Origin of the sequence: Hornefia butyriciproducens (genome assembly GCF_009695915.1) — a bacterium.
Classification (GTDB): Bacteria; Bacillota; Clostridia; order Peptostreptococcales; family Anaerovoracaceae; genus Aminicella; species Aminicella butyriciproducens.
On sequence record NZ_VUMZ01000006.1, the window covers coordinates 73,795 to 96,516 of the forward strand.

19 protein-coding genes are annotated in these 22,722 nt (G+C 53.1%); all 19 read right to left on the reverse strand.

What is annotated here, in order from left to right; genetic code table 11:
- Positions 1-5: 5 nt before the first annotated feature.
- The 19 genes from mutL to leuS all read right to left on the reverse strand — a co-directional run bounded on the left by mutL (position 6) and on the right by leuS (position 22,711).
- On the reverse strand, positions 6-2,009 hold the full coding sequence (gene mutL / locus FYJ64_RS07360) for a DNA mismatch repair endonuclease MutL (RefSeq protein WP_154574538.1): 2,004 nt from the start codon (positions 2,007-2,009) through the stop codon (positions 6-8).
- Positions 2,002-4,614: a DNA mismatch repair protein MutS gene (gene mutS / locus FYJ64_RS07365; RefSeq protein ID WP_154574539.1), complete on the reverse strand. Its 2,613-nt coding sequence runs from the start codon at positions 4,612-4,614 to the stop codon at positions 2,002-2,004. The genes mutL and mutS overlap by 8 nt, the downstream gene beginning before the upstream one ends.
- A 13-nt stretch (positions 4,615-4,627) precedes the next feature.
- Positions 4,628-5,827 (reverse strand): pyridoxal phosphate-dependent aminotransferase, encoded by a 1,200-nt coding sequence (locus tag FYJ64_RS07370; RefSeq protein WP_154574540.1) that lies wholly within the window; start codon positions 5,825-5,827, stop codon positions 4,628-4,630.
- 33 nt (positions 5,828-5,860) lie between these two features.
- Positions 5,861-6,670 carry a TlyA family RNA methyltransferase gene (locus tag FYJ64_RS07375; protein WP_154574613.1) on the reverse strand — a complete coding sequence of 270 codons (810 nt, stop codon included), beginning with the start codon at positions 6,668-6,670 and terminating at the stop codon, positions 5,861-5,863.
- The gene (gene dxs, locus FYJ64_RS07380; protein ID WP_154574541.1) at positions 6,654-8,501 is read right to left on the reverse strand and encodes a 1-deoxy-D-xylulose-5-phosphate synthase; all 1,848 of its coding nucleotides are present in this window, start codon (positions 8,499-8,501) and stop codon (positions 6,654-6,656) included. Before dxs ends, FYJ64_RS07375 begins: the two co-directional genes overlap by 17 nt.
- A 107-nt stretch (positions 8,502-8,608) precedes the next feature.
- Positions 8,609-9,502 (reverse strand): polyprenyl synthetase family protein, encoded by an 894-nt coding sequence (locus tag FYJ64_RS07385; protein ID WP_075711870.1) that lies wholly within the window; start codon positions 9,500-9,502, stop codon positions 8,609-8,611.
- Between the two features lie 38 nt (positions 9,503-9,540).
- The gene (xseB, locus tag FYJ64_RS07390) at positions 9,541-9,735 is read right to left on the reverse strand and encodes an exodeoxyribonuclease VII small subunit (protein ID WP_206045586.1); all 195 of its coding nucleotides are present in this window, start codon (positions 9,733-9,735) and stop codon (positions 9,541-9,543) included.
- Positions 9,728-10,876, reverse strand: a complete 1,149-nt coding sequence (xseA, locus tag FYJ64_RS07395; protein ID WP_206045587.1) for an exodeoxyribonuclease VII large subunit — start codon at positions 10,874-10,876, stop codon at positions 9,728-9,730. The genes xseB and xseA overlap by 8 nt, the downstream gene beginning before the upstream one ends.
- Positions 10,839-11,909, reverse strand: coding sequence for a tRNA (adenosine(37)-N6)-threonylcarbamoyltransferase complex transferase subunit TsaD (locus tag FYJ64_RS07400; RefSeq protein ID WP_154574544.1), 1,071 nt, complete (start codon positions 11,907-11,909; stop codon positions 10,839-10,841). Before FYJ64_RS07400 ends, xseA begins: the two co-directional genes overlap by 38 nt.
- A complete protein-coding gene (gene nusB / locus FYJ64_RS07405; protein ID WP_206045588.1) occupies positions 11,906-12,304 on the reverse strand; it encodes a transcription antitermination factor NusB in 399 nt (132 codons plus the stop codon). Before nusB ends, FYJ64_RS07400 begins: the two co-directional genes overlap by 4 nt.
- Entirely contained in the window at positions 12,301-12,657 is a 357-nt protein-coding gene (locus FYJ64_RS07410) for an Asp23/Gls24 family envelope stress response protein (protein ID WP_154574546.1), read from the reverse strand. The genes nusB and FYJ64_RS07410 overlap by 4 nt, the downstream gene beginning before the upstream one ends.
- Positions 12,654-13,943 carry a hemolysin family protein gene (locus FYJ64_RS07415; RefSeq protein ID WP_235897146.1) on the reverse strand — a complete coding sequence of 430 codons (1,290 nt, stop codon included), beginning with the start codon at positions 13,941-13,943 and terminating at the stop codon, positions 12,654-12,656. The genes FYJ64_RS07410 and FYJ64_RS07415 overlap by 4 nt, the downstream gene beginning before the upstream one ends.
- Positions 13,944-14,112: 169 nt before the next feature.
- Entirely contained in the window at positions 14,113-15,348 is a 1,236-nt protein-coding gene (locus FYJ64_RS07420; RefSeq protein WP_154574548.1) for a peptidase U32 family protein, read from the reverse strand.
- A complete protein-coding gene (locus tag FYJ64_RS07425; RefSeq protein WP_154574549.1) occupies positions 15,345-16,016 on the reverse strand; it encodes an O-methyltransferase in 672 nt (223 codons plus the stop codon). The genes FYJ64_RS07420 and FYJ64_RS07425 overlap by 4 nt, the downstream gene beginning before the upstream one ends.
- Positions 16,016-17,107 carry an endolytic transglycosylase MltG gene (mltG, locus tag FYJ64_RS07430; RefSeq protein ID WP_154574550.1) on the reverse strand — a complete coding sequence of 364 codons (1,092 nt, stop codon included), beginning with the start codon at positions 17,105-17,107 and terminating at the stop codon, positions 16,016-16,018. Before mltG ends, FYJ64_RS07425 begins: the two co-directional genes overlap by 1 nt.
- 119 nt (positions 17,108-17,226) lie before the next feature.
- On the reverse strand, positions 17,227-17,787 hold the full coding sequence (gene efp, locus FYJ64_RS07435; protein ID WP_075711860.1) for an elongation factor P: 561 nt from the start codon (positions 17,785-17,787) through the stop codon (positions 17,227-17,229).
- Positions 17,788-17,889: 102 nt separating this feature from the next.
- A complete protein-coding gene (locus tag FYJ64_RS07440; protein ID WP_154574551.1) occupies positions 17,890-18,228 on the reverse strand; it encodes a YlbF/YmcA family competence regulator in 339 nt (112 codons plus the stop codon).
- Between the two features lie 72 nt (positions 18,229-18,300).
- Positions 18,301-20,223, reverse strand: a complete 1,923-nt coding sequence (locus tag FYJ64_RS07445) for a ribonuclease J (RefSeq protein ID WP_441138918.1) — start codon at positions 20,221-20,223, stop codon at positions 18,301-18,303.
- Between the two features lie 16 nt (positions 20,224-20,239).
- Positions 20,240-22,711 (reverse strand): leucine--tRNA ligase, encoded by a 2,472-nt coding sequence (gene leuS / locus FYJ64_RS07450; RefSeq protein WP_154574552.1) that lies wholly within the window; start codon positions 22,709-22,711, stop codon positions 20,240-20,242.
- Positions 22,712-22,722 lie beyond the last annotated feature (11 nt).

Genomic DNA, 22,722 nt, shown 5'->3' on the forward strand with positions numbered 1-22,722 from the left:
CCGAGTCACGCTCTCTTGAACATCTTTTCGATGTCATACATGGAAAAACGGATAAAGGTCGGTCTGCCGTGGGGGCAGGAGAAGGGATTCCGGCACCGGGCCAGATCCCGGATCAGCTGCCGGAGCTCCATGTCCGACATGTGGTCGCGGGCCTTGACAGCGGATTTGCAGGATCGGGTGATCAGCTTATCGATGACCACAGTATTGCGCAGGTCATCCTGCTCACCGATCTGGTCCACAAAATCATGCAGAAAGGACTCCGCCTCAGATATCTCCATGAAGTACGGGATTTCCCTGATGATATAGGAACTTGGGCCGAATTCTTCTATGTGATAGCCCATGTCCCGCAGGGAGTCGATCCAGTCATATTCCTCCTCCCTGACGCTCAGAGGCACCTCAAGTGTAATAGGCGTCAGAATGGTCTGAGAAGGTTTATCGTCATTGAGATATTCCTCCGCAAGACGTTCATAGAAAATCCGTTCCTGTGCCGCGTGCTGGTCGATGAGGTAAAATCCGTCAGAATCCTCCGCTGTGATATACGTATCGAAAATTGAACCGGTGATCTTCAGCCCGCTGAAGTCGAAAGGCTTCTGCCGCGGTCCGCGGAGATCCATCGCCGAAGGGTCACGTTCCGCCGAAGGTTTCCCGTCAGTCATCGCCGCAGCATCCATTACCGCCGAGCTTCCTCCCGCCGCCGGCGGATAAGCTCCGGATCCGGCTGTTCTATCTTCCGAAAATGCAGTCGATGAAGCTGCCGGATCTGCCGCCGATGCATGCGTAGCGGCTGTCGGAGATGCCGAAGACGTCTCCTGATCTTCTTCCCGCATTCTGGACAATATATGTTTTATGTCAACCTGATCCTCTTTTCGCTCCTTTCGAAGCAGACCGTCCTGTCCGGCACTGATGTGGAAAGGCTCCGGCCGGTCACTGCCCGGAGCATCCGGGGTTCCCGGTGCGGAAGACTTCGCTTCTTCTGTGCTCCCTGCCCCTGCGGCAGGAAAGTAATCCCGCACCTCGACCACCGCATCCTTTGCGGCAAGCGTCCGAAACACCGCCGCCTTCAGCGCGGAAATGACCGCCTTCTCATCGTGAAAGCGGACCTCCTTCTTGTTCGGATGGATGTTGACATCCACCGTTTCCGGATCCGTGCGCAGGAACAGGAACACGACCGGCTGCCGGCCTTCAGCGAGCCGTTCCCGGTATCCCTCCGATACCCCCCGCTCCATGATCCTGCTCTTGACGATGCGTCCGTTCACAAAGAACACCTGATCCCGTCTGGTGCTGCGAGTCAGGGACGGTCTCGAAATACAGCCGGACACAGAGTATCCGTTCTCTCCGTATTCCACCTCTACCAGTTCCTCATATTCCCGGCGATGGTAGACCGCAGCGATCGTCTTCTTCAGATTTCCGTCACCCGGCGTGCTGAAGAGGTTCCGTCCGTTGTTGATTAACTGGAACCTTCGGTCATGATACGCCATCGCCATCTCTGAAACAAAATCGATGATCAGTCCGCTCTCGGCAGAGTCCGACTTCAGAAACTGCCGACGTGCAGGCGTATTATAAAACAGGTCGGTAACGATCATCGTCGTCCCTTCCGGACAGCCTACTCCTGTGTTTTCGATAACTTCACCGCCGTGTATCGTGATGCGGCACCCGGTTCTCTCCTCCGGGGGTCTTGTGATCAGAGAGGTTCTGGTCACCGCCGCGATGCTGGCAAGTGCCTCGCCCCTGAATCCGAGAGAATTGATCGCCGTCAGATCCGCCAGCGTTGCGATTTTGCTGGTGGCGTGGCGCAGAAATGCGGTTTCCGCCTCGTTCCGGGGGATTCCGCAGCCGTTGTCCGTCACGCGAACAAATGTCTTTCCGCCGTTTCTGATTTCCACCGTAATCTCAGAGGCACCGGCATCGATGGAGTTTTCCACCAGTTCCTTGACGATGGAGATGGGCCGTTCGATAACCTCCCCCGCTGCGATTTTGTCCGCAATGTTTTTCTCCAGTAATTTAATCATCGATCAATTCCTTCAGATCCTCCAGAATGCGTATCGCCTGAGACGGCGTCACATTCATCAGGTCAATCTTCTTCAGTTCCTCTACAACGGGAACCGGCTCGCGTGAGAAGAAAGACAGCTGCTTCGGTTCCTCCTTCGCCGGTTCACGGGAAAACGCCTTTGTCACAGAATTCCCCGAGCCCTCCGCCTCCAGGCGGGCAAGCTTGTCCTCCGCACTGTTCAGAAGCCGGGAAGGAACGCCCGCCAGCCGCGCCACATGGACACCGTAGCTTCGGCTCGCGCTGCCGGGCACGATTTTGTGCAGGAAAATGATATTGCCGTTCTCCTCCGACACATCCACGTTCAGGTTACGTACTCCGGGAAGCTCGTCTTCCAGCACGGTCAACTCGTGATAATGCGTAGCGAAAAGCGTCCGGATCCGGCGTTTCTCGCTGCAGAGGTATTCCACCGTGGCCCAGGCGATGGACAGCCCGTCATAGGTGCTGGTGCCCCGTCCGATCTCGTCCAGGATGATCAGACTCCGCTCTCCGGCGTTTCGCAGAATATACGCAAGCTCACTCATCTCCACGAAGAATGTGGACTGCCCCTGAGCCAGATTATCCGATGCGCCGATGCGCGTGAAGATCCGGTCGCAGACGCCGATGTGGGCTTTTTGTGCAGGGACAAAGCATCCTGCCTGCGCCATCAGAACGATCAGCGCGGTCTGCCGCATATAGGTGGATTTCCCTGCCATGTTCGGCCCGGTTATGATGAGCATGCTGGACTGATCGCTGTCCATATAAGTATCGTTGGACACGAACAGTCCCTGTTCCGTCGTCTGCTCAATGACAGGATGCCGGCCCTTCTCGATGGAGAGCAGTCTGCTGTCATCCACCGTCGGGCGCACATAACCCAAACGCATGCTCACCGTGGCGAAGGAGCACAGGACGTCGAGAACTGCAATAGCGGCGGAGGTCTTCTGGATCTCCAGGATGTACTCTCCGATTTTCTCCCGCAGACCGGTAAAAATCTCATACTCCAGTTTGTTGATTTTCGCCTCGGCGTTCAGAACAAGGCTCTCCTTCTCCTTGAGTTCAGGCGTGATAAACCGTTCCCCGCCCACCAGGGTCTGCTTGCGGATGTATTCCTCCGGCGTCTGATCGAGGTTGGAACGGCTGATTTCAATGTAATAGCCGAATACCTTGTTATATCCCACCTTCAGGTGCTGAATACCGGTACGCGATTTTTCGCTCTGCTCCAGTCCGGCAATCCAGTCCTTCGCATCACGGATAGAGTCCTTCAGAATGTCCAGTTCCTCAGAAAAGCCCTCCCGGATCAGTCCGCCCTCTTTCACCGTGTACGGCGGCTCCTCCACAATTGCCTCCTGAATCATTCGGTACACCTCGGAAAGATCTGAAATCTCCGCACCGAGTCCGTTAAGGAGTTCGCTCCGCGCATCACTCAGATTGTCCCGGATTTCCGGCAGGCACTCGATGGAATTCCGCAGAGCGATCAGATCCTTCGCGTTAGCACTGCCTGCGGCAATCCGACCCGAGAGACGCTCAAAATCATAGATCTGCTTCAGCGCCTCCACGATGTTGTTCTGCAGAAGCGGCTGTTCCGTCAGTTCTTCCACGGCGTCCAGGCGGAGATTAATCTCGCCGGACTCGTTCAGAGGTTCCCGCAACCACTGCTTGAGTCTGCGCCCGCCCATCGCGGTGGAGGTTTTATCCAGGACCCACAAAAGCGAGCCCTGCACTTTTTTATCATACAATGTCTCTGTAATCTCAAGGTTTCTGATCGTCGCCTTGTCCAGAGACATGTGATTTCCGATCTCATAAAACTGGCAGCGGGTCAGCTGTTTCAGATTCTGTTTCTGGGTTTCCAGAAGATAGGACAGCAATGCTCCCATAGCCAGAATGCACAGTTCCCGTCCGTCAATGCCCAGAGCCGTCAGAGATATACTTCCGAACTGGGCTCTTATCGCCGTCTCCGCCGATTTTTTAGAGTAGTAGGAATCAGGCATCACATGAATGAAGGAATCCGTCAGATCACGGATTTCTCCCTCTCCATAGTTCTGCGCCGCTTCCTGATTGATCAGGATTTCCCTGACGTTGATTTTGACCAGCTCGTTGATCATATCCTCAAACATATTGGCTCCGCCGGTCTTTTCTGTAATATAAAGTTCCCCGGTGGAAATGTCACAGTATGCAACTGACATCCCGCCGGTACTCATATATACAGACGCAAGATAATTGTTCTCATTCTCATGAAGCATCGCATCAGAGGTCACCGTTCCCGGTGTCACGATGCGGACGACTCCTCTCTTGACCATTCCCCTTGTTTCTGCCGGATCCTCCAGCTGTTCGCATATGGCCACGTTATAGCCCATGCGGACAAGCTTTTCTATATAAGAATCTGCGGCATGGAAGGGGACTCCACACATGGGAGCCCTCTCCTCCAGGCCGCAGCTTTTTCCGGTCAGAGTCAGCTCAAGCAGGCGCGAAACCAGCTTGGCGTCATCGAAAAACATCTCATAGAAATCGCCGAGACGGAAGAACAGGATGCAGTCCTTATACTGCTCCTTAATGTTCATGTACTGCTCCATCATCGGGGATAATTTCATTCTGCCTCCTGTTCTATTTTCCCAGCTTTTTGTTATAAGCTTCCAGGCCGAGGCGGATCAGTTCTACACCTCTCCTCATGTCTTCCTCTTTCAGAACATAAGCGATACGGATCTCATTTTTGCCCTTGCCCGGCGTCGCATAGAAACCTGCGGCAGGTGCGAACATCACGGATTCACCGTTATCTTCAAACTCGGTCAGCAGGAATGTCAGGAAATCCTCGATATCCTCTACCGGCAGAGCGCAGGTCAGATAGAAAGCACCGGCGGGAACTACGACATTCATGCCCGGAATCTTCCTCAGTTCTTCCACAACTGCGTCTCTTCTTCCGCAGTAAATCGCCTTCGCCTCTTCGTAATAAGAATCCGGCAGACGGAACAGCGCAGCGGAGCCGATCTGATCCACGGTGGACACACAGAGACGACCCTGAGCGATCTTCATGCAGCCGCTCATGAATTCTTTGTTTTTGGAAATCAGCAGACCGATTCTGGCGCCGCAGGCGGAAAATCTCTTGGAAACGGAATCCACGATGATAACTCTGTCCGCATACTCCGACAGCTGTCCGAAGGATACCGGAGTTCTTCCGTCGTAAACGAACTCTCTGTAAACCTCATCCGCAATAATCGCCAGATCGTGCTTCTCCGCAATTTCACAGATCACCTTCATTTCCTCCAGAGTCAGGACATTACCGGTAGGATTGCCCGGCTCCAGACAGCAGATGACTCTGGTCTTCGGCGTGATGCACGCTTCAATGTTCTCTCTGTCGGCATAGGCGTAGCCCTTGGAAGCGTCCGCCGGGATCGGTTTCACGATGCCGCCCGCCATCAGAGCAAACGTGGAATAGTTGGTGTAATACGGCTCAGGAATCAGAACCTCATCGCCATCGTTCAGCAGGGAAAGAAACGCCATGCTCAGCGCCTCGGATCCTCCGTTTGTGACAATCATATTCGAAGGTTCAAGTTCGATGTCATACTTTTTGTAATAATCGATAACCGCGCTGATCAGTTCCGGCCTTCCGCCTGACTCCGCATAGGCAATGACCTTTTCATCAAAATTCCGGATCGCTTCCATAAAGCATTCCGGGGTCTCCACATCCGGCTGTCCGATGTTCAGATGATAGATCTTCTTTCCGTTCTTCTCTGCCTCAATGGCCATCGGATTGAATTTCCGGATCGGTGAGAACTGCATCGCATTCACTCTCTTAGAAATGTTCATGACTCTCTTACTCCTTTACATAACATTAATAAGTTACCTTAATTCCTCATGTGATTGTTTCACCACGTTATCGATTAATTCATCGACTGTAACTTGATTATAACGCAATTTTTCAGGTTTGCCAACATGTAAAAGATATTCTATATTTCCCTTCGCACCGGTCACAGGAGAAAAGGTCAGACCGTATGAAACGAGACCGTTTTCCTCTGCATATCCGATACACCGGCGGATAACCTGACAGTGAACCCCCGGATCCCGGACAATGCCTTTTTTTCCGACCTGTTCCCTTCCGGCCTCAAACTGCGGTTTGACCAGACAGACCATCTCTCCCTCCGGGCTCAGCAGCTGCTCAGCCACCGGAAGAATCATTTTCAGTGAAATAAAGGATACGTCGATGCTTATGAAATCCAGCGGTTTCGGGATCTGTGCCGGTTCCAGATACCGCACGTTGCACTTCTCCATATTGACGACTCTGGGATCCGTCCGCAGTTTCCAGTCCAGCTGCCCGTATCCCACGTCCATGGCGTAGACCTTTTTTGCACCGTTCTGCAGCATACAGTCGGTGAAGCCACCTGTGGAGGCACCGATATCGCCGCAGGTTTTTCCGGAAAGCTCCAGTCCGAAACTCCGGATAGATTTCTCCAGCTTGTATCCGCCGCGGCTCACATAGGGGCATTCATTTCCCCGGACCGTAATCTCTGCTTCCGTATCTGTTCTGTTCCCAGCTTTATCGCTGCGCTGTCCGTTTACAAAGACAAGTCCCGCCATAATGGACCGTCTCGCCTTTTCTCTCGAATCGAAAAATCCTTTCTGCACCAGCAGAACGTCAAGCCTTTCCTTCAATGTATTCACGGATCCTTTCTGCAATTCCTTCTCCGTCCAGCCTGTAACGGTGATAGAGTTCTGCCGGCGTGCCGTGCTCGATGAACGAGTCCGGCCACCCCAGGCTTAGGATTTCATATTCCGGCGGCAACTGCGCACCCATATACTGACCGTATCCGCCGATGGTCATGCCGTCTTCCAGCGTGAAAATTCTGCGGCTTTTCTTCTCTAACAAAGTCCGATCCGCCGGTTTCACCTCCGATACCGCAACAACGCCCACATGCAGCCCCTGTGCCGCAAGGATCTCCCGGGCCTTCAGTCCGTGACTCACCATTGAACCCACCGCCCAGATATCGCCGTCCGATCCGTCACACAGACGGGAGTTTCCGCCATGGAAAACCTGCTCTTTGTCACCCTGCTCACATCCGCCCCTCGGATAACGGATCGCAACCGGCCCGTCCAGAGTAAACGCATACCGAAGCATGGCCCTGAGCTGACCGCCGTCTGCCGGCGCCAGAATCCGCATATTCGGCATTGAAAGAAGATAGCAGAGATCCATGAGCCCGTGATGTGTTTCCCCGTCTGCGCCGACGATGCCGGCTCTGTCAATGGCGAAAACCACCGGCAGATTCTGCAGGCAGACGTCTTCCAGCAGCTGGTCATAGGCTCGCTGAAGGAAGGAGGAATAAATAGCCACCAACGGCCGCATGCCGCCTTTGGCAAGTCCCGCAGCGAAGGTCACCGCATGCGCTTCAGCAATTCCGACGTCAAAACAGCGGCCGGGACAGGCTTCATGAAACGGTTTCAGCCCGGTTGCGGACTCCATGGCCGCCGTTATGGCGACGATATTCCGGTTCTCCCGTCCCAGCTCTGTCAGCGTGTCCCCCATCACCCGGGACCAGCTCAGCTGCGGTGATGACAGAACCTTTCCCGTTTCCAGATTGAAGGGCCCGATCCCGTGAAATTTGTCGGGATCCGCTTCCGCGTTCCGGTACCCCTTTCCCTTCCTGGTAATTACGTGGAGAATGACAGGACCTTCCACTTTTTTTGTATTTTCCAGAGCTTCGATTACGTCCTCGATTTTGTGTCCGTCGATGGGCCCCAGATAAGTGAATCCAAGCTCCTCGAAAATGATACCTTCGTTCAGGATCGCATACTTCATCCGTTCCTTGGCGCTGGAGATGCCGGAGGTCAGTTCTCTGCCCACTACGGGAATGCGGTTCAGACTTTCCCTCACCGTCTTCTTGACATCCATATAGCGGGCGGAGGAGCGCAGACGGATCAGATGGTTGGACAGTCCGCCGATATTTCTCGAAATGGACATGCCGTTGTCATTCAGAATGACGATTACCTTGGATTTGGACGCGCCGATATTGTTCAGTGCTTCGAATGCCATTCCGCCGGTCATCGAGCCGTCTCCGATCACCGCGATGATATTGTATTTCTCCTTCCTGAGATCTCTGGCTACTGCCATTCCGGCGGCGGCGGACAGTGACGTGCTGGAATGTCCCGTATCATATGCGTCATGCTCGCTCTCCGCGGCCTTTGGAAATCCGCTCATTCCCCCGCTCTGGCGGAGGTGATCGAACTGTCCGGCCCGTCCGGTCAGGATCTTGTGAACATAGGACTGATGTCCCACATCCCAGATGATCCGGTCACGGGGGCTGTCAAAAACCTTATGTATCCCGATGGTCAGCTCCACAACGCCGAGATTGGAGGCCAGATGACCTCCCGTTACAGATACCTTCTGAATCAGAAAATCCCGAATGGCATAGGACAGGAGCTCCAGCTCCGATTCGTCCATGCTCTTCAGATCCTCCGGAAAATTATAGTCAGTCAGATTTTTTTTCATCCTGTTCCCGTCCTGTTTCCTTAAATTTCCCTCTCCGCCGGTCGATTTCCGCAGTCTTTCTCATTCTACGGATTTCCAAGCACAGTCGGAGAATTTCCTTTCCCGTGTCAGTATGTGCGCTTCTCCAGTTTCAGTACAAGGTTCCGGAAAAATTCCGCGTTATCATAATAATCAGCGATGGCCGCGACCGCATTCTCCGTCAGTTCATGCAGTCTCTTTTCCGAAGCCTCCATTCCGTGCAGGGAAACGTAGGTCACCTTTGCGTTCTTTTCGTCCTCGCCGGTCTTCTTTCCCATCTCTCCCGCATTTCCGCGAACGTCCAGAATATCATCCGCAATCTGAAAGGCCAGACCGAGATTTTCAGCGTAACGCATCATATCGCGCATCACGGAATCCTCTGCGCCGCCCAGGTACAGCCCCGCCTCTACCGCACAGCGGATCAGCGCGCTTGTTTTGTTCAGGTGAATGTAATCCAGCATTTCCCGGGAGCATTCCCTGTTCTCTGATTCGATGTCGGAAACCTGTCCCGCGATCATTCCGCGAACGCCGGCACCCTTGGAGATCACGTAGGCGGCATTTATCCGGCGTTTCAGTTCAGCGGGGTCGTCAAAGCAGAGGAACAGATTTTTGTACATAACCTCAAACGCCGTGTTCAGCAGTCCGTCCCCCGCCAGAGTCGCGATGCCCGGGCCGTAAACCATATGATTGGTCGGTTTGCCCCGGCGCAGCTCGTCGTCGTCCATCGCCGGAAGATCATCGTGGATCAGCGAATAGGTATGAATGTATTCCAATGCGCAGGCATATGGAAGCGCGACGTTGGAATCACGCCCCGCAAACTCACAGGCCGCCAGCAGCAGAACCGGGCGGAGCCGTTTTCCGCCGGCCGTCAGGCTGTATTTCATGGATTCATACAACGTACCGCTCTTTGCATCGATATTCGGAATGAAATCCAGCAGGTGGTCTTCTACCACCTGTTTATATTCATCATAATTTTCCTTCATTGCTCAGCCTTCCCTTCTTCAGCACTTCTTCAGCACGTTCACTCCTTAATCTCAAATGTTTCAATCTTCTGCTGCGCCTCTCTCAGGGTCCTGCTGCAGAGCTCGAAATATTCCATTCCTTCCTCATAGCAGCGGATGGAATCCTCCAGACTGATCTCTGGAGCCTTAATCCTCTCCGAGCAGTCCTTCAGACGGCTCAGTGCCTCCTCAAAACTCATTTTGTTCTCACTCATCGTTACCATCTCCTGTCTTCTTCAGGCGCCCCTCCGCCGAACCGTTATGAAACGTGATTCTGTATGTTTCCTCCGGGCTGATCAGGTTTGCGTCCAGCATCACCCGGCCCCGGCTGTCTTCAACGATAGAGTACCCCTGCGCCAGGATCCGCCGCGGATCGTTCTCCCTCAGAACCGTCCGGTACTGCTCCAGTCGGTTCTGCACACCGCTGATTTTCGACTCCAGACCGTCCCGGAGCATGCGGATCTGATTTTCCACCTTAAGATTCTGATACATCAGACTGTTTTCCAGCTGACGCCGCAGCTGCTCTTTCCAGGTCTCAAGCTGGCCGGACAGTTCTTCCGTATCCGGTACGGCAATCTGAGCCGCCGCGGTAGGAGTTTCCGCCCGCACATCCGCCACCAGATCAGAAATCGAAAAGTCAATCTCGTGACCCACCGCTGAAATAATCGGAATCCGGGACGCATAAATGCTTCTTGCCACCGCCTCCTCATTGAACGCCCACAGATCCTCCGCGGATCCGCCGCCTCTGCCGACGATCAGGATATCGATATCGTTGAAATTTTCGTTGACAAAATCAATAGCCCGGGCGATTTTTTCCGCCGCACCGTCCCCCTGGACGGCCGTGGGAAAAACAACCACATCACAGACATTGTTCCGTTTGCGAATAATCTTCAGAATATCGCGGATCGCAGCGCCGGTACCGGCTGTGATCACTCCGATCCTGTCCGGATACGGCGGAAGCGGTTTTTTGTGTGCTGGGTTGAAAAGTCCTTCCCGATCCAGCCGCCGCTTCATCTGCTCAAATGCGGCCGCAAGATCGCCCTTCCCTTCGATTTCCAGTGACCGCACATAAAGAGAGTAACTCCCGCCTCTGGAGAAGACGGTGATCCCGCCGGACGCCGTCAGTTCCATTCCGTCTGTCAGCTTTTCCTGCAGCTGCATAGCCTTCTCCCGGTGAAGAAAACAACTCAGTCTGGAGCGGCTGTCCACCAGGGAAAAGTATACGTGTCCGCTGGAATGGTATTTGACACCGGAGACCTCGCCCTGCACCGTTACGCTGCTCAGAAGCGGATCCGTGCTGATCACGCGGTTCAGATAATCATTCAGTTGTGTTACGCTGACAGGCTTCAGCGGCATAATATTTACCTCCTGATAAGGCCACTCCCACGGCGTTGTCCGCCGAAAGCTCCGGTGCACCGAAGTATCTGCGCGTTCCGGTGTCCAGATGGGTCCTGACATATTGACTTGATGAAACGCCTCCGGCATACAGGAAATCCGCAACATCATACTTCTCGGCAATCTGGCGGGTCATCGTTCCAATGGATACTGTAATTTCCCGGAACAAAGCCCGGGTCAGCGCCTCCGTTTCCGCTCCCTCACGGATCAGACGCTGACAGCAGGTTTCGATTCCTGACAGATTGATCCAGCCGTCTTTGCTGCGGATAACCGGAATCCTCACCGTTTCCGGATTCTTCCCTGATTTTTCTGCGGCATCTTTGCTCAGGGTCACACCACATCCTCTGTTTCCGTTGTGCCATCCGACCCCGGAGACGCTGCCGCCGGAACTCTTCATTGCGATTTCGTCCAGCTCCGCGCCGCAGGGAAAGTGCATCCCCAGCGCAACCCCTACCCGGTCCAGAAGCTGCCCGTAGGAGATGTCCCGGCTGCCTCCGACAATCTGGTACGATGTCCCGGCTTCCCGTTCCTCCACGAGAATCGCCTCCGTCGTTCCGCCGGAAAAATGAAATGATATAAACCGCTTCGACCTTTCCAGCGGCGTGCCGTGGCGAACCGCTTCAATATGACCCTCCTGATGGGATACCCGGTACAGAGGCACGCCCAGCGCCGCCGCCGTGGATCGAGCCACGGCGAGCCCCGCCATAAACACCGGCATATACGAGCCTTCCACCGGGCGCGGCCTTTCCGACACGCTGACCGCCGCAATTTCGCGTCCGTCGAACCCGCCCGGCTTCCGGAACAGCTGTTCCATCATTTCCGGAAGCCGGTTCACATGCTGAAAAACCGCGTCAGACTGGCGGAGCCCCCGTTCCCCCTCCTTAACTGTCAGGAATCGCTGATGATTTGCCAGAATCTCTCCGTCCTCATCTACCAGCGCGACCGAGGTCTTGTAATTGCTCGTATCTATTCCCAGAAAACATCTGCCGCTCATTTTCTCTCCCTCGCAATGCTGCCCAGGATGGCATTTACAAACTTCGGAGACTGATCTGTCCCGTATTTCTTCGTTATCTCCACCGCCTCATTGATAGAAACAGCGGGGGGAATATCCGGCATATACAGAATCTCGCAGACTGAAAGACGCAGAATCGACACATCTGTTCTGGGCATCCGCTCGATTTTCCATCCGATGCTGCAGCGGGCGATCTCACTGTCGATTTCTTCTTTATGGGCACAGAACTTCTCATAGACCGATTCACAGTATTCCTTCTGAATGCCCAGGCGGGTATCCCGGACATATCGTTCCAGAGGCCCCGTCATATCATCCGAGGTCACATCCATCTGGTACAGCACCTTCATCATAAATTCTCTGGCTTCTCTTCTGGTCATTCTCTTTCCTCCACTGCTTCCACGCCGTCTACATGAATGTTGATCTCCCTGACAGGCAGGCTGCATGCCTCCTCCATTGCCTTTTTCACCTTTCTCTGAATATCCCAGGCAAGCTGGGGGATCTTCGTGCGATAATAAACATTGATATGAAGATCGATGTCCAGCCTGTCATCATCGTCAGACATCTTTACGCCTCTGACCGGCGTCGGGAGCCCGGGTACGGTCTTCAGCGTATCCGTCAGCGTCCCGTTCATACTGCTGACGCCTTCGGCAGACAGCGCTGCCTCCGCCGCCTTTTCCATCAGCGCCCGCGAAACATGCTCCCTTCTCTGTGAATTTTCTGCCGCGCTCATGATTTCTGCTCTTCCTTTTCTTCTCTTGTTTTTTCATCCTCATCCTGAGGCGAGTAATTCCGGTCAATATGCAGCCGGACCTTTTCAATCCGTCTCTCTCTCACGGACAGGATCGTGAAAGTGTACCGCTCAAAGGACACCGCCTGATTGACGTATCCGTCCCGCGGAATTTCGCCGATCATATCGATCAGGTATCCGCCGATGGTTTCGCTGCGGTCCGATTCCAGATCCGTTCCCAGCGCCTCATTGAGATCATCCAGGTCTGTATTTCCGTCTACCAGATAATCATCCTCATCCAGTTTCTCGATGCTCTCCTCTTCCTCGTCGTATTCATCGTCTATATCGCCCACGATTTCCTCGATAATATCCTCCATCGTCACGATTCCGCTGAAGCCGCCGTATTCGTCGATCAGAATGGCGATGTGCTGCTTCTCCTTCTGAAGTTCGAAGAACAGCGTGTCGATTTTCTTTGTTTCCGGCACAAAATACGGCTGGCGCAGAATTCCGCGTATATCAACTTTGTCGAAACCCTCCTCGCGGGCTTTGATCAGATAGTCCTTGATATGAAGAATTCCAATGATATCGTCCGCGCCGCCGTTGCATACCGGCATCCTGGTGTACCTCAGTTTCATCAGCTGATCCACATACTCCTCCGGCGGATCCGTGATGTCGATCATGAACACGTCCGTCCGCGGCGTCATAATCTCATAGGCAAGCTCATCATCAAACCGGAAGATACTCCCGATCATCTTCTTGCCCTCCTCCCGGAGTTCACCGTTCAGCTGACCGACCTCCAGCATGGACATGATTTCATCTTCGGAAAACTCCTGCTCGTCCACATCGGTTTTCTGGCGGAACATACGCAGAAAGATATTGGCGATCTGCAGTTCAAGCCAGGTGACCGGCAGCAGCAGACGATAAGTGAACGTCTGAACTCCCGCCATTTTCCGGGCGATAGACTCCACGTGCTGAGAAGACAGTTTTCTGGGGAATATCTCACCCACAGATACGATAACGGCCAGGAACACGAGAACGCTGACGATTTTGTTGTATGGAAGCAGCAAAACCAGAACCGCGCCGGCGGCTGTGATCGCATAACTCAGCAGATTGTTAGTATAACGGTAACGGGAGGGCTTCTCCAGAAGCTTCCACAACTTCTCTGCCCGCGGATCCCGCGGTTCCTCCTCCATCCAGCCGCGCACCTTGCTCCTGCTGACTGAATCCATCGCGGTATTACAGATGATAACGATCATATTCAGTATGACCAGCGCGGCCGCCACGGCCATAACACATGATAACGGCAGACTATCCGGGTCTGTTGTCATGATTCTTCACTCCATTTCTCTATGCCTGCAGCATTGCAGATTCCATGTATAATGTTGTGCCTTACTGATTATCCCATGTATAAATGCGTTCCCTGCAAAGCCTTTTCCGATACTGTTTTCTGTGTTTCCTTCAGGGTTCTTCGATTTTCCGGCGGAGCATGTAGCCCTCCTTCACCGGCTGCTCCATCCTCATGCGCAGCATCTGCTGAGGATGAGGCGCGGATTCCAGCGGTTCCCCGCTTTTCAGATCGTACATTTCTCCGATTTCCTGACAGAAGAATCCGATGTCCGGGCCGAACACCTCGATGCGCTCTCCCCGGGTCATTTTGTTCCTCTGCTCCACGACGGCGAATCCGTCGTCACCCGCCGGTCTGCGCACCACACCCACAAAAGTGTATTCCTTCCGGTAGGCGCTGGTTTCGTAATTCTGATCCTCTGCTGCAGCCTCGTGAAAATAGAAGCCTGTCGTGAATTCCCGGTGGCTGACCTTGCAGAGTTCGCGGAACCACTCCTCCCGGAACACATAATGCTCCGGATCGCGGTAATATGCATCAATAGCCTGGCGATAGGCATGAACCACCGTCGCCACGTAATACGCACTCTTCATCCGACCCTCGAGCTTGGCGCTGACGACTCCGCTCTCCGCAAGTTCCGGAATATGACGGATCATGCAGAGATCCTTGGAATTGAGGATATATGTCCCCCGGCTGTCCTCCTCGATCGGATAATACTGGCCGGGGCGTTTCTCCTCTGTCAGAGCATAGCGATAACGGCAGGGATGGGCACACAATCCGCGGTTCGCATCTCTCCCCGTCATGAAACTGCTCAGGAGACAGCGTCCGGAGTAAGAAATGCACATTGCTCCGTGTACAAAGGCCTCCAGTTCCGGTCCATCGGAGCTTTTCTGTGAAATCTCCCGGATTTCTGCAAGAGAAAGTTCCCTCGCAAGAACCAGCCGTTTCACCCCCATTCTGTGCCAGAAGCCGGCAGCTCTGTAATTTGTCATGTTCGCCTGCGTCGACAGATGAAGCTCCGCAGAAGGAAACTCTTCGCGAATGACATCCATGACGCCCGGATCGGAAACCAGGAACGCGTCGATCGGAATTCCGCGCAGTTCTCTGAGATACATCTGAAGAGGTCCGATATCCTCGTTATGCGCGTAAATATTCACGGTCAGATAACATCTGCACCCGCGCTGACGGGCATATTCCACACCCTCCCGAATCTCCGGAACCGTGAGATTTCCCGCGCCGGCCCGTAGAGAAAACATCTCTCCTCCGAAATAGACAGCGTCTGCGCCGTAGTCTACGGCGGTTTTCAGTTTTTCCAGATCCCCCGCAGGGGCAAGCAGCTCAATTTTTTTCATTTCTTCTCATACAAGGTGACCGCCATGCCGTCGCCCACAGTCATCAGCGATGTGGTCATGCGGGGATCCCTTGTGATGAAATCCAGATATTCCCGCATTTTTCTCCGATTAGTATTATGTTTCCTGCGGTGCTTTCCGTCCGGCGCAGCCGACTCGAATACCGTCAGTCCATGCATCAGAATGTTATCCGAAACGATCACGGCACCGTCTCCGCAGATTTCCAGAGCACTCTCCAGGAACCGTTTGTAATGGCTCTTGGCAGCATCGATGAACACAAAGTCAATGTCCGCGATTCCCCGATCCCTGAGTTTCTCAATCTGTTCCTGACCGTCACCGAACAACAGATGAACACGGTCTGATACACCGGCGCGTTTCACATTCAGACGCGCCGCAGAATACGCCAGTTCATCTTTTTCGATGGTATAGATCTCCGCCTCCGGACAGGACAGGGCAAAGAATGCTGCCGAGTAGCCGATCGCCGTTCCTATCTCCAGAACGCGAGCCGGCTTCTTCAGTTTCAGCAGCATCGTCAGTACAGATTCAGTTTCCTTCAGGATAATCGGGATTCTGTCCTTTTCTCCCGCTTCCCGGAACGGGACCAGAGCGTCGCTGACCGGTCGGTAATACCGGTTCAGAAACGTCTGGACATCCGCATTTATCATCTCCATCAATTATTTTTGCTCTCGGCCTTGTCTCTTGCTTTGTAATACGCTTCCTTGTCCTTCAGGAACTGTTTATATGTCGTCGAAAAGACCATGGTGTCATCCAGCCTGTCGCTGAGAATGAAGTACATGTACTTGGTCTTCGCGGGATTCAGCGCCGCTTCAATTGACGCTCTGCCCGGATTGCATATGGGCCCGGGAGGCAGACCGGTGTACTTATACGTATTATATTTGGAGTCCACCTTGGTGTCATCAATAGACAGATCTTTCTTCCGGTCGCTGCTGAGACTCAGGACATACTGGACGGTGGAATCCATCTGAAGTGCCATGCCGTCGTCCAGACGGTTGTAGATGACGCTGGCGACCTTGGCTCTGTCTTCGTCCACCGCCGCCTCCTTCTCAATGATGGATGCGATGATGATGATCTCATTCTCAGAATAGCCCAGTTTCTTGGCCTTGGCGCGGTCCGCATCGGTGAACACTTTCTGATAGGCGCTCAACATCGTGCTGATGATAAAATCGCCGTCCGATGTTGCCGGAATCGTATAAGTGCTCGGGAACAGATAGCCCTCCAGATTGTGTTTGCCCTTCTGCGCCTTTTTCAGGAACGTGTATTCCGTGGAAAATCCGCCGTTTTCCAGAAGAGACACAAACTGGTCTTTATCCACAAGACCGATAGATGCCAGACGGGAGGCAATGTCATACTCCGTGTAGCCCTCCGGAATCGTGAAGGTGATGTCGTTCGTCTTTCCGTTCTGCAGAATATGCGAAATCTCCGACGCAGTCATCGACGGGGACAGTGCGTAGGTACCGGCCTGATACGTTCCGTCCAGACGTTTATATGCAGTGTACAGCTTAAACGCAGAGCCGGAATTGATGATCTTCTTCTTCTCAAGAAGCGCGCCGATATCACTGGTGGTTGAACCCTTCTCAATCGCCACTGTGATCATCGTCTTGCTTCCGGAATCTCTGGCGTTTCCTCCGAGACTGTTCGCGTATATGATCAGTCCGAGAAAGAGGACGATCAGAAGCGCAACGATCAGAAGAATCACCTTTATGACCGTTCCCTTTCCTTTGGCTTTGGTTTTTTTACTCATATATTTCCTCCAGGTTGCGTCAGAAACGAAGAAAGGAGCGTATAATACGCCCCTTTGAATGTTCGTTCATTGTAAAGTTTACAAGGTTCCGGGGCCCTGCGCATTCTCATGCCGAGGGTTTACTTGGATCTTCCCAGATACTCGCCGGATCTGGTATCGATCTGAATCTTTTCACCTTCCTCGATGAAAATCGGCACCTGGATCACAGCGCCGGTTTCAACTGTGGCGGCCTTTGTCACGTTCGTCGCGGTGTCGCCCTTGACGCCCGGCTCGGTTTCTGTCACCACGAGATCCACGAAATTCGGCGCTTCTACCTGGAACGGGGTTCCGTTGTAGAATTTGATCGTCGCCTCGTCATTCTCTCTCAGGTACTTCATCGCCTCTTCCACATCATCTTTGCTGATGGGAACCTGGTCATAGGTTTCCTGATCCATGAAATAGTAAAGTTCACCATCGTTGTACAGGTACTGCATCGTCTTGGTGTCGATGTGAGCCTTCGGGAACTTGTCGCTGGGGTTGAACGCCTCCTCGCGAATCGCTCCCGTCAGGATATTCTTGTACTTGGTGCGGACAAAAGCGGCACCCTTTCCCGGTTTGACATGCTGAAAGTCCAGAACCACATGGGGTTCCCCGTTCATCTCAAACGTAACGCCTTTTCTGAAATCTCCTGCTGTTATCATTGGTCTTAACTCTCTTTCTATCTGTCTTTTTCTTATCTGTTATTTTCCGTGACCCGTTACAAATCTGTCAAACTGTTCACGATATGAACTATTATAGCAGATTTAGAGCGGATTGCCAATACCCATTGCTTCTCCGAGGATTTTGTAGACGTCGCTCATCATCAGAGAAAACCGCATCTGTGCCTGCAGATAAGCCGCGGCGGCGGGGTCCTTCATGACGATCTGATAGAGATCCTGAATCTGCTGCTGCATACCGTCTGCGGCAGTTTCTCCCATCATCTGTCTGGCCTGAAGCTCCATCTGTTTCGCCTCAAAATCATGAACCGCATTCGCGATCTCCGGATTCTGGTCGATCCTCTGCTTCAGTGCGTCATACTGTTTGAATTCCTCAGATTCCCGAATGGCCTGTGCCAGCCCGTGAGCCTGATCATACACGTTCATACTGTTATCACCTCTCGATTTATTTTCATGCACCCGTTAAAATCTGCGGGAGCATAACGGGCAGCAGCGGGTTCATATATCCAGGAAAATCGGCATGATGATCGGACTGCGGCGCGTGCTCTTGAACACGAACTTACGCATGTCGTCCCGAACGCCGTTCTTAATGGTATTCCAGTCCTTGAACCCGCCCCGGATATTCGCTTCTATGGATTCCAGAGCTTTTTTGCGGGCCGCCTCGATCAGTTCCTCATGTTCTTTGACGTAGACAAAACCTCTCGAGACGATTTCCGGACCGGACACCACGACTCCGTTGGCCCTGTCGATGGCGGCGACAATGATGATCAGTCCCGATTCCGACAGCATCTTCCGGTCTCTCAGTACGACGTTTCCAACATCTCCGACACCAAGTCCGTCTACCAGAATATCGTCGGCACTGACCACGTTTTTGAACTGAATCGCTTTTCTCTTGTCCACAGTCAGCTGATCGCCGTTGCTCAGAATGAAGATATTATCCTTCTTCATTCCCAGTTCCTCCGCCAGTTTCGCATGACGCACCAGATGACGGTGCTCCCCGTGAACCGGCATGAAGAACTTCGGTCGTATAAGGGAGTGAATCAGTTTCAGATCCTCCTGACAGGCATGCCCGGAAACATGAATGTCCGCAACTTCATTGTAAATGACCTCGACTTCCTTTTCGGAAAGCTTGTTGACGACATTTGACACCTCTTTTTCGTTTCCGGGTACCGGAGTCGACGAAAGGATGACCATGTCGCCCTTCTTGAGTTTCACATTGCGGTGCTCGTCGTCAGCCATTCTTGCCAATGCAGACATTGGCTCGCCCTGGCTTCCCGTCGTAATGATGACGAGCTCACTGTCCGGAATATTTCTGGTCTTGTTCAGTTCTACATAGGATCCTGCCGGGAATTTCAGATATCCCAGTTCTACCGCCAGTTTTACCACGTTCTCCATGCTTCTTCCGGAAACTGCAAACTTTCTTCCGTACCGTACAGCCAGTTCGATAATTTTCTGAACCCGATGTACATTAGAAGAGAAGGTGGCAATGATGATCCGGTTTTTCGCTTCCCGGAAAATACCGTCCAGAGTCTGCCCGACCACCTGCTCAGACGGCGTGAATCCCGGCCGCATCACGTTGGTGCTGTCTGCCATCATCAGATCGATTCCCTTGCGGCCCAGCTCCGCCAGTTTGGCGAAATCGATGGGTTCTCCGTCGATGGGCGTGTAATCGATTTTGAAATCGCCGGTATGGAAGATCCGCGCCGCCGGCGTTTCAATGCAGAGGCAGATAGAGTCAGCGATGGAATGGGTCGTGCGGATCGCTTCAACCTTGAAATCGCCCAGTCTGAACTTATCTCCTGCATTGATGGGTCTCAGATCTCCCTTTATTCCGTGCTCGTCCAGCTTGTTGCGGATCAACCCGAGCGGAAGCCGGGTTCCGTAGATCGGCACATTGATTTTCTTCAGAAGGTAGGGGATTCCCCCGATATGATCCTCGTGTCCGTGAGTGATCACAACGCCCCGGATCTTTTTCGCATTGTTGATCAGATAGGTGAAATCCGGAATGACCACATCGATGCCGAACATCTCGTCCTCAGGGAAGGACATTCCGCAGTCGATGACCATAATCTGATCTTTGTACTCCAGAACCGTCATATTCTTTCCGATCTCGTTCAGACCTCCGATCGGGAAGATCTTCATGTTTTCCGCCTTTTTCCTTGGCGTCGCCGCCTTCTTCGGCTTTGCTTTTGCGGAAGTCTGCTCCGCGGTCCGGTTTTTCTTCTGTGTCTTCTGTTTCTCCTTCAGTCCCAGCTGCTTTCCCAGCTCTCTGGTCTCCGCAAATACCGGAGCCGCTGATCTGGTACGGCCGGACTGTCTGCTTTTTTCCGTCCTTTTTCTGCTGCCTCCGCCTGCTGCGGCGCCGCTCTTTCTCTTCTGCGGCGCCGGGCGTGACGGTTTCTTGCTGTTATAGTCTCTCATTCGATTGCTTCCCCTTTTACCTGACGACAAAGTTTACAAGCTTGTCAGGAACCGCAATCGTCTTTACCACATTTTTGCCTTCGATCAGCGCCTGCACCTTCTCGTTCGCTCTGACCTGTTCCTCCAGGGCAGCACGGTCAAGTCCGCTGGCGATCTGCATCTTCTCCTTCAGCTTCCCGTTGATCTGCACGATGATCTCAATGGTATCCTGTTCCAGCGCAGATTCATCGTAGGCGGGCCAGCCGACCTCGGTCAGCGACTCTGTATGTCCCAGGGCACTCCACATTTCCTCACAGATATGAGGTGTGAAGGGCGAAAGGATTACGACCAGCCTGGTGACGGCCGCGCAGAACAGCGGTTCGTTGATCTCCGCGTGCTGCTTATACCGGTAAAGCTCATTCACAAGCTCCATGATTGAGCTGATCGCTGTATTGAAACTGAAGCGTCCGCTCACATCATCCGTAATTTTCTTTATCGTCGTATTCAACATATAGTTCAGTTTTTTATCATCCTCTGTCACGACACTGAAGTCGGTTTCCTTCACGTCATAATTTGTGACAAAGTCATAGACCAGCCTCCATACACGGTTGAGGAAGCGGTAGCTTCCCTCGACGCCGGTGTCGGACCAGTCGAGTTCCTTTTCCGGCGGCGCCGCGAAAAGGATAAACAGGCGCGCTGTATCAGCGCCGTAGCGGTCAATAATCTCCTCGGGGCTGACGACATTGCCCAGAGATTTACTCATCTTCTTGCCATCCTTGTTGACCATGCCCTGCGTCAGGAGATTTTCAAAGGGTTCCTGATCCTTCACAAGGCCCAGATCATAAAGAGCCATCTGGAAGAACCGGGCATACATCAGATGCAGAATAGCGTGCTCCACTCCGCCGATGTACTGGTCTACATTCATCCAGTAATCCGTCTTCTCCCGGCTGAACGCCTGCTTCTCGTTCCCTGGATCGCAATAACGCAGGAAATACCAGGAGGAGTCGAGGAAGGTGTCCATCGTGTCCATCTCTCTTCTGGCCTTTTTTCCGCAGCGCGGGCAGCTGCACTCTCCGAAGGTCCTGGATGTCGTCAGCGGAGATTCTCCTTTTCCGGTGAATTTCACGTCGGTGGGCAGCAGAACCGGCAGATTTTCTTCCTTTTCCGGAACCCATCCGCAGTCGTCGCAGTAGATCATCGGAATCGGGGTTCCCCAGTAGCGCTGTCTGGAAATGAGCCAGTCCCTAAGCTTGTAGTTAACAGTCTTTTCCCCGACACCGTTTTCATTGAGCCAGTCGATCATCGCCGGTATCGCCTTCCGGTTGTTCATGCCGTCAAACTGTCCGGAATTGATCATAGTACCCTCGGCAGCAAAGGCCTCCTTCAGATCGTTTACATCGATGTCCGGATTTCCCGGGTCGACGACCGGAATGATTTCCAGATCGAACGCTCTGGCGAAGTCAAAGTCTCTCTGGTCGTGCGCAGGGACCGCCATGATGGCTCCTGTTCCGTATCCCATCAGAACATAGTCGGAAATGAAGATCGGAACCTTCTTCCCGTTCACCGGATTGACAGCGTATCTGCCGATGAACACTCCCGTCTTTTCCTTTGTCGTCGAAGTTCTCTCAATCTCGTTCATATGCTGGACTTTGTCCAGATACTCGTCCACCGGCTCCTGGTACTGCGTTCCGTCCACCAGTTCCTTTACAAAGGGATGCTCCGGCGCCATAACCATGTATGTACAGCCGAACAGAGTGTCGGCGCGGGTGGTGAAAACCTTCAGTACCCGATCGGTTCCGTCGATTTTGAAATCGATGTTTGCGCCGACGGATTTTCCGATCCAGTTTTCCTGCATGACCTTTACTTTGTTCGGCCACCCCGGAAGATGATCCAGATCCTCCAGCAGACGATCCGCATAATCAGTGATCTTGAAATACCACTGGGACAGATTTTTCTTGCCGACCGGGGTTTTGCAGCGCTCACAGCAGCCGTCCACAACCTGCTCGTTAGCCAGCACTGTCTGGCAGCTTGGGCACCAGTTTACCGGGTTTTCCTTCTTGTAAGCGAGTCCCTTGTTGAAGAACTGAATAAAGATCCATTGCATCCAGCGGTAGTAATCCGGATTGCAGGTCTGCACCTCCCGGTCCCAGTCATAGGAAAGTCCCAGCTGTCTCAGCTGGTCTTCCATCTCGTGAATATTATCCCAGGTCCACTTGTCCGGTGCGATTCCATGCTTGATTGCGGCGTTTTCCGCCGGCAGTCCGAAGGAATCGAAGCCCATCGGATGGAGCACGTTATAGCCCTGCATTTTCTTGAAACGAGCCACCACGTCGCCGATTGAATAATTTCTGACATGTCCCATATGGAGTTTACCCGACGGATAAGGGAACATCTCCAGAACATAATATTTTTCTTTCGACGGATCCTCCTCTGTATGGAAGCAGTCATGCTCCTGCCAGTATTTCTGCCACTTTTTTTCTACCTGTTTAAAATTATACTTCTCGTCCATTATTGTAACTC

Excerpts from the sequence above, each read along its gene's own strand:
- FYJ64_RS07370 (WP_154574540.1), bottom strand. The coding sequence starts at position 5,827 with ATGAACATTTCTAAGAGAGTGAATGCGATGCAGTTCTCACCGATCCGG.
- FYJ64_RS07445 (WP_441138918.1), bottom strand. The coding sequence starts at position 20,223 with ATGAGAGACTATAACAGCAAGAAACCGTCACGCCCGGCGCCGCAGAAG.
- mltG (WP_154574550.1), bottom strand. The coding sequence starts at position 17,107 with ATGAGTAAAAAAACCAAAGCCAAAGGAAAGGGAACGGTCATAAAGGTG.
- FYJ64_RS07440 (WP_154574551.1), bottom strand. The coding sequence starts at position 18,228 with ATGAACGTGTATGATCAGGCTCACGGGCTGGCACAGGCCATTCGGGAA.
- mutS (WP_154574539.1), bottom strand. The coding sequence starts at position 4,614 with ATGAAATTATCCCCGATGATGGAGCAGTACATGAACATTAAGGAGCAG.
- dxs (WP_154574541.1), bottom strand. The coding sequence starts at position 8,501 with ATGAAAAAAAATCTGACTGACTATAATTTTCCGGAGGATCTGAAGAGC.
- FYJ64_RS07410 (WP_154574546.1), bottom strand. The coding sequence starts at position 12,657 with ATGAGCGCGGCAGAAAATTCACAGAGAAGGGAGCATGTTTCGCGGGCG.
- xseA (WP_206045587.1), bottom strand. The coding sequence starts at position 10,876 with ATGCCGCTGAAGCCTGTCAGCGTAACACAACTGAATGATTATCTGAAC.
- mutL (WP_154574538.1), bottom strand. The coding sequence starts at position 2,009 with ATGATTAAATTACTGGAGAAAAACATTGCGGACAAAATCGCAGCGGGG.
- FYJ64_RS07420 (WP_154574548.1), bottom strand. The coding sequence starts at position 15,348 with ATGAAAAAAATTGAGCTGCTTGCCCCTGCGGGGGATCTGGAAAAACTG.
- FYJ64_RS07415 (WP_235897146.1), bottom strand. The coding sequence starts at position 13,943 with ATGGCCGTGGCGGCCGCGCTGGTCATACTGAATATGATCGTTATCATC.
- efp (WP_075711860.1), bottom strand. The coding sequence starts at position 17,787 with ATGATAACAGCAGGAGATTTCAGAAAAGGCGTTACGTTTGAGATGAAC.
- xseB (WP_206045586.1), bottom strand. The coding sequence starts at position 9,735 with ATGAGTGAGAACAAAATGAGTTTTGAGGAGGCACTGAGCCGTCTGAAG.
- leuS (WP_154574552.1), bottom strand. The coding sequence starts at position 22,711 with ATGGACGAGAAGTATAATTTTAAACAGGTAGAAAAAAAGTGGCAGAAA.
- nusB (WP_206045588.1), bottom strand. The coding sequence starts at position 12,304 with ATGACCAGAAGAGAAGCCAGAGAATTTATGATGAAGGTGCTGTACCAG.
- FYJ64_RS07385 (WP_075711870.1), bottom strand. The coding sequence starts at position 9,502 with ATGAAGGAAAATTATGATGAATATAAACAGGTGGTAGAAGACCACCTG.
- FYJ64_RS07400 (WP_154574544.1), bottom strand. The coding sequence starts at position 11,909 with ATGAGCGGCAGATGTTTTCTGGGAATAGATACGAGCAATTACAAGACC.
- FYJ64_RS07425 (WP_154574549.1), bottom strand. The coding sequence starts at position 16,016 with ATGGAGATGATAAATGCGGATGTCCAGACGTTTCTGAACCGGTATTAC.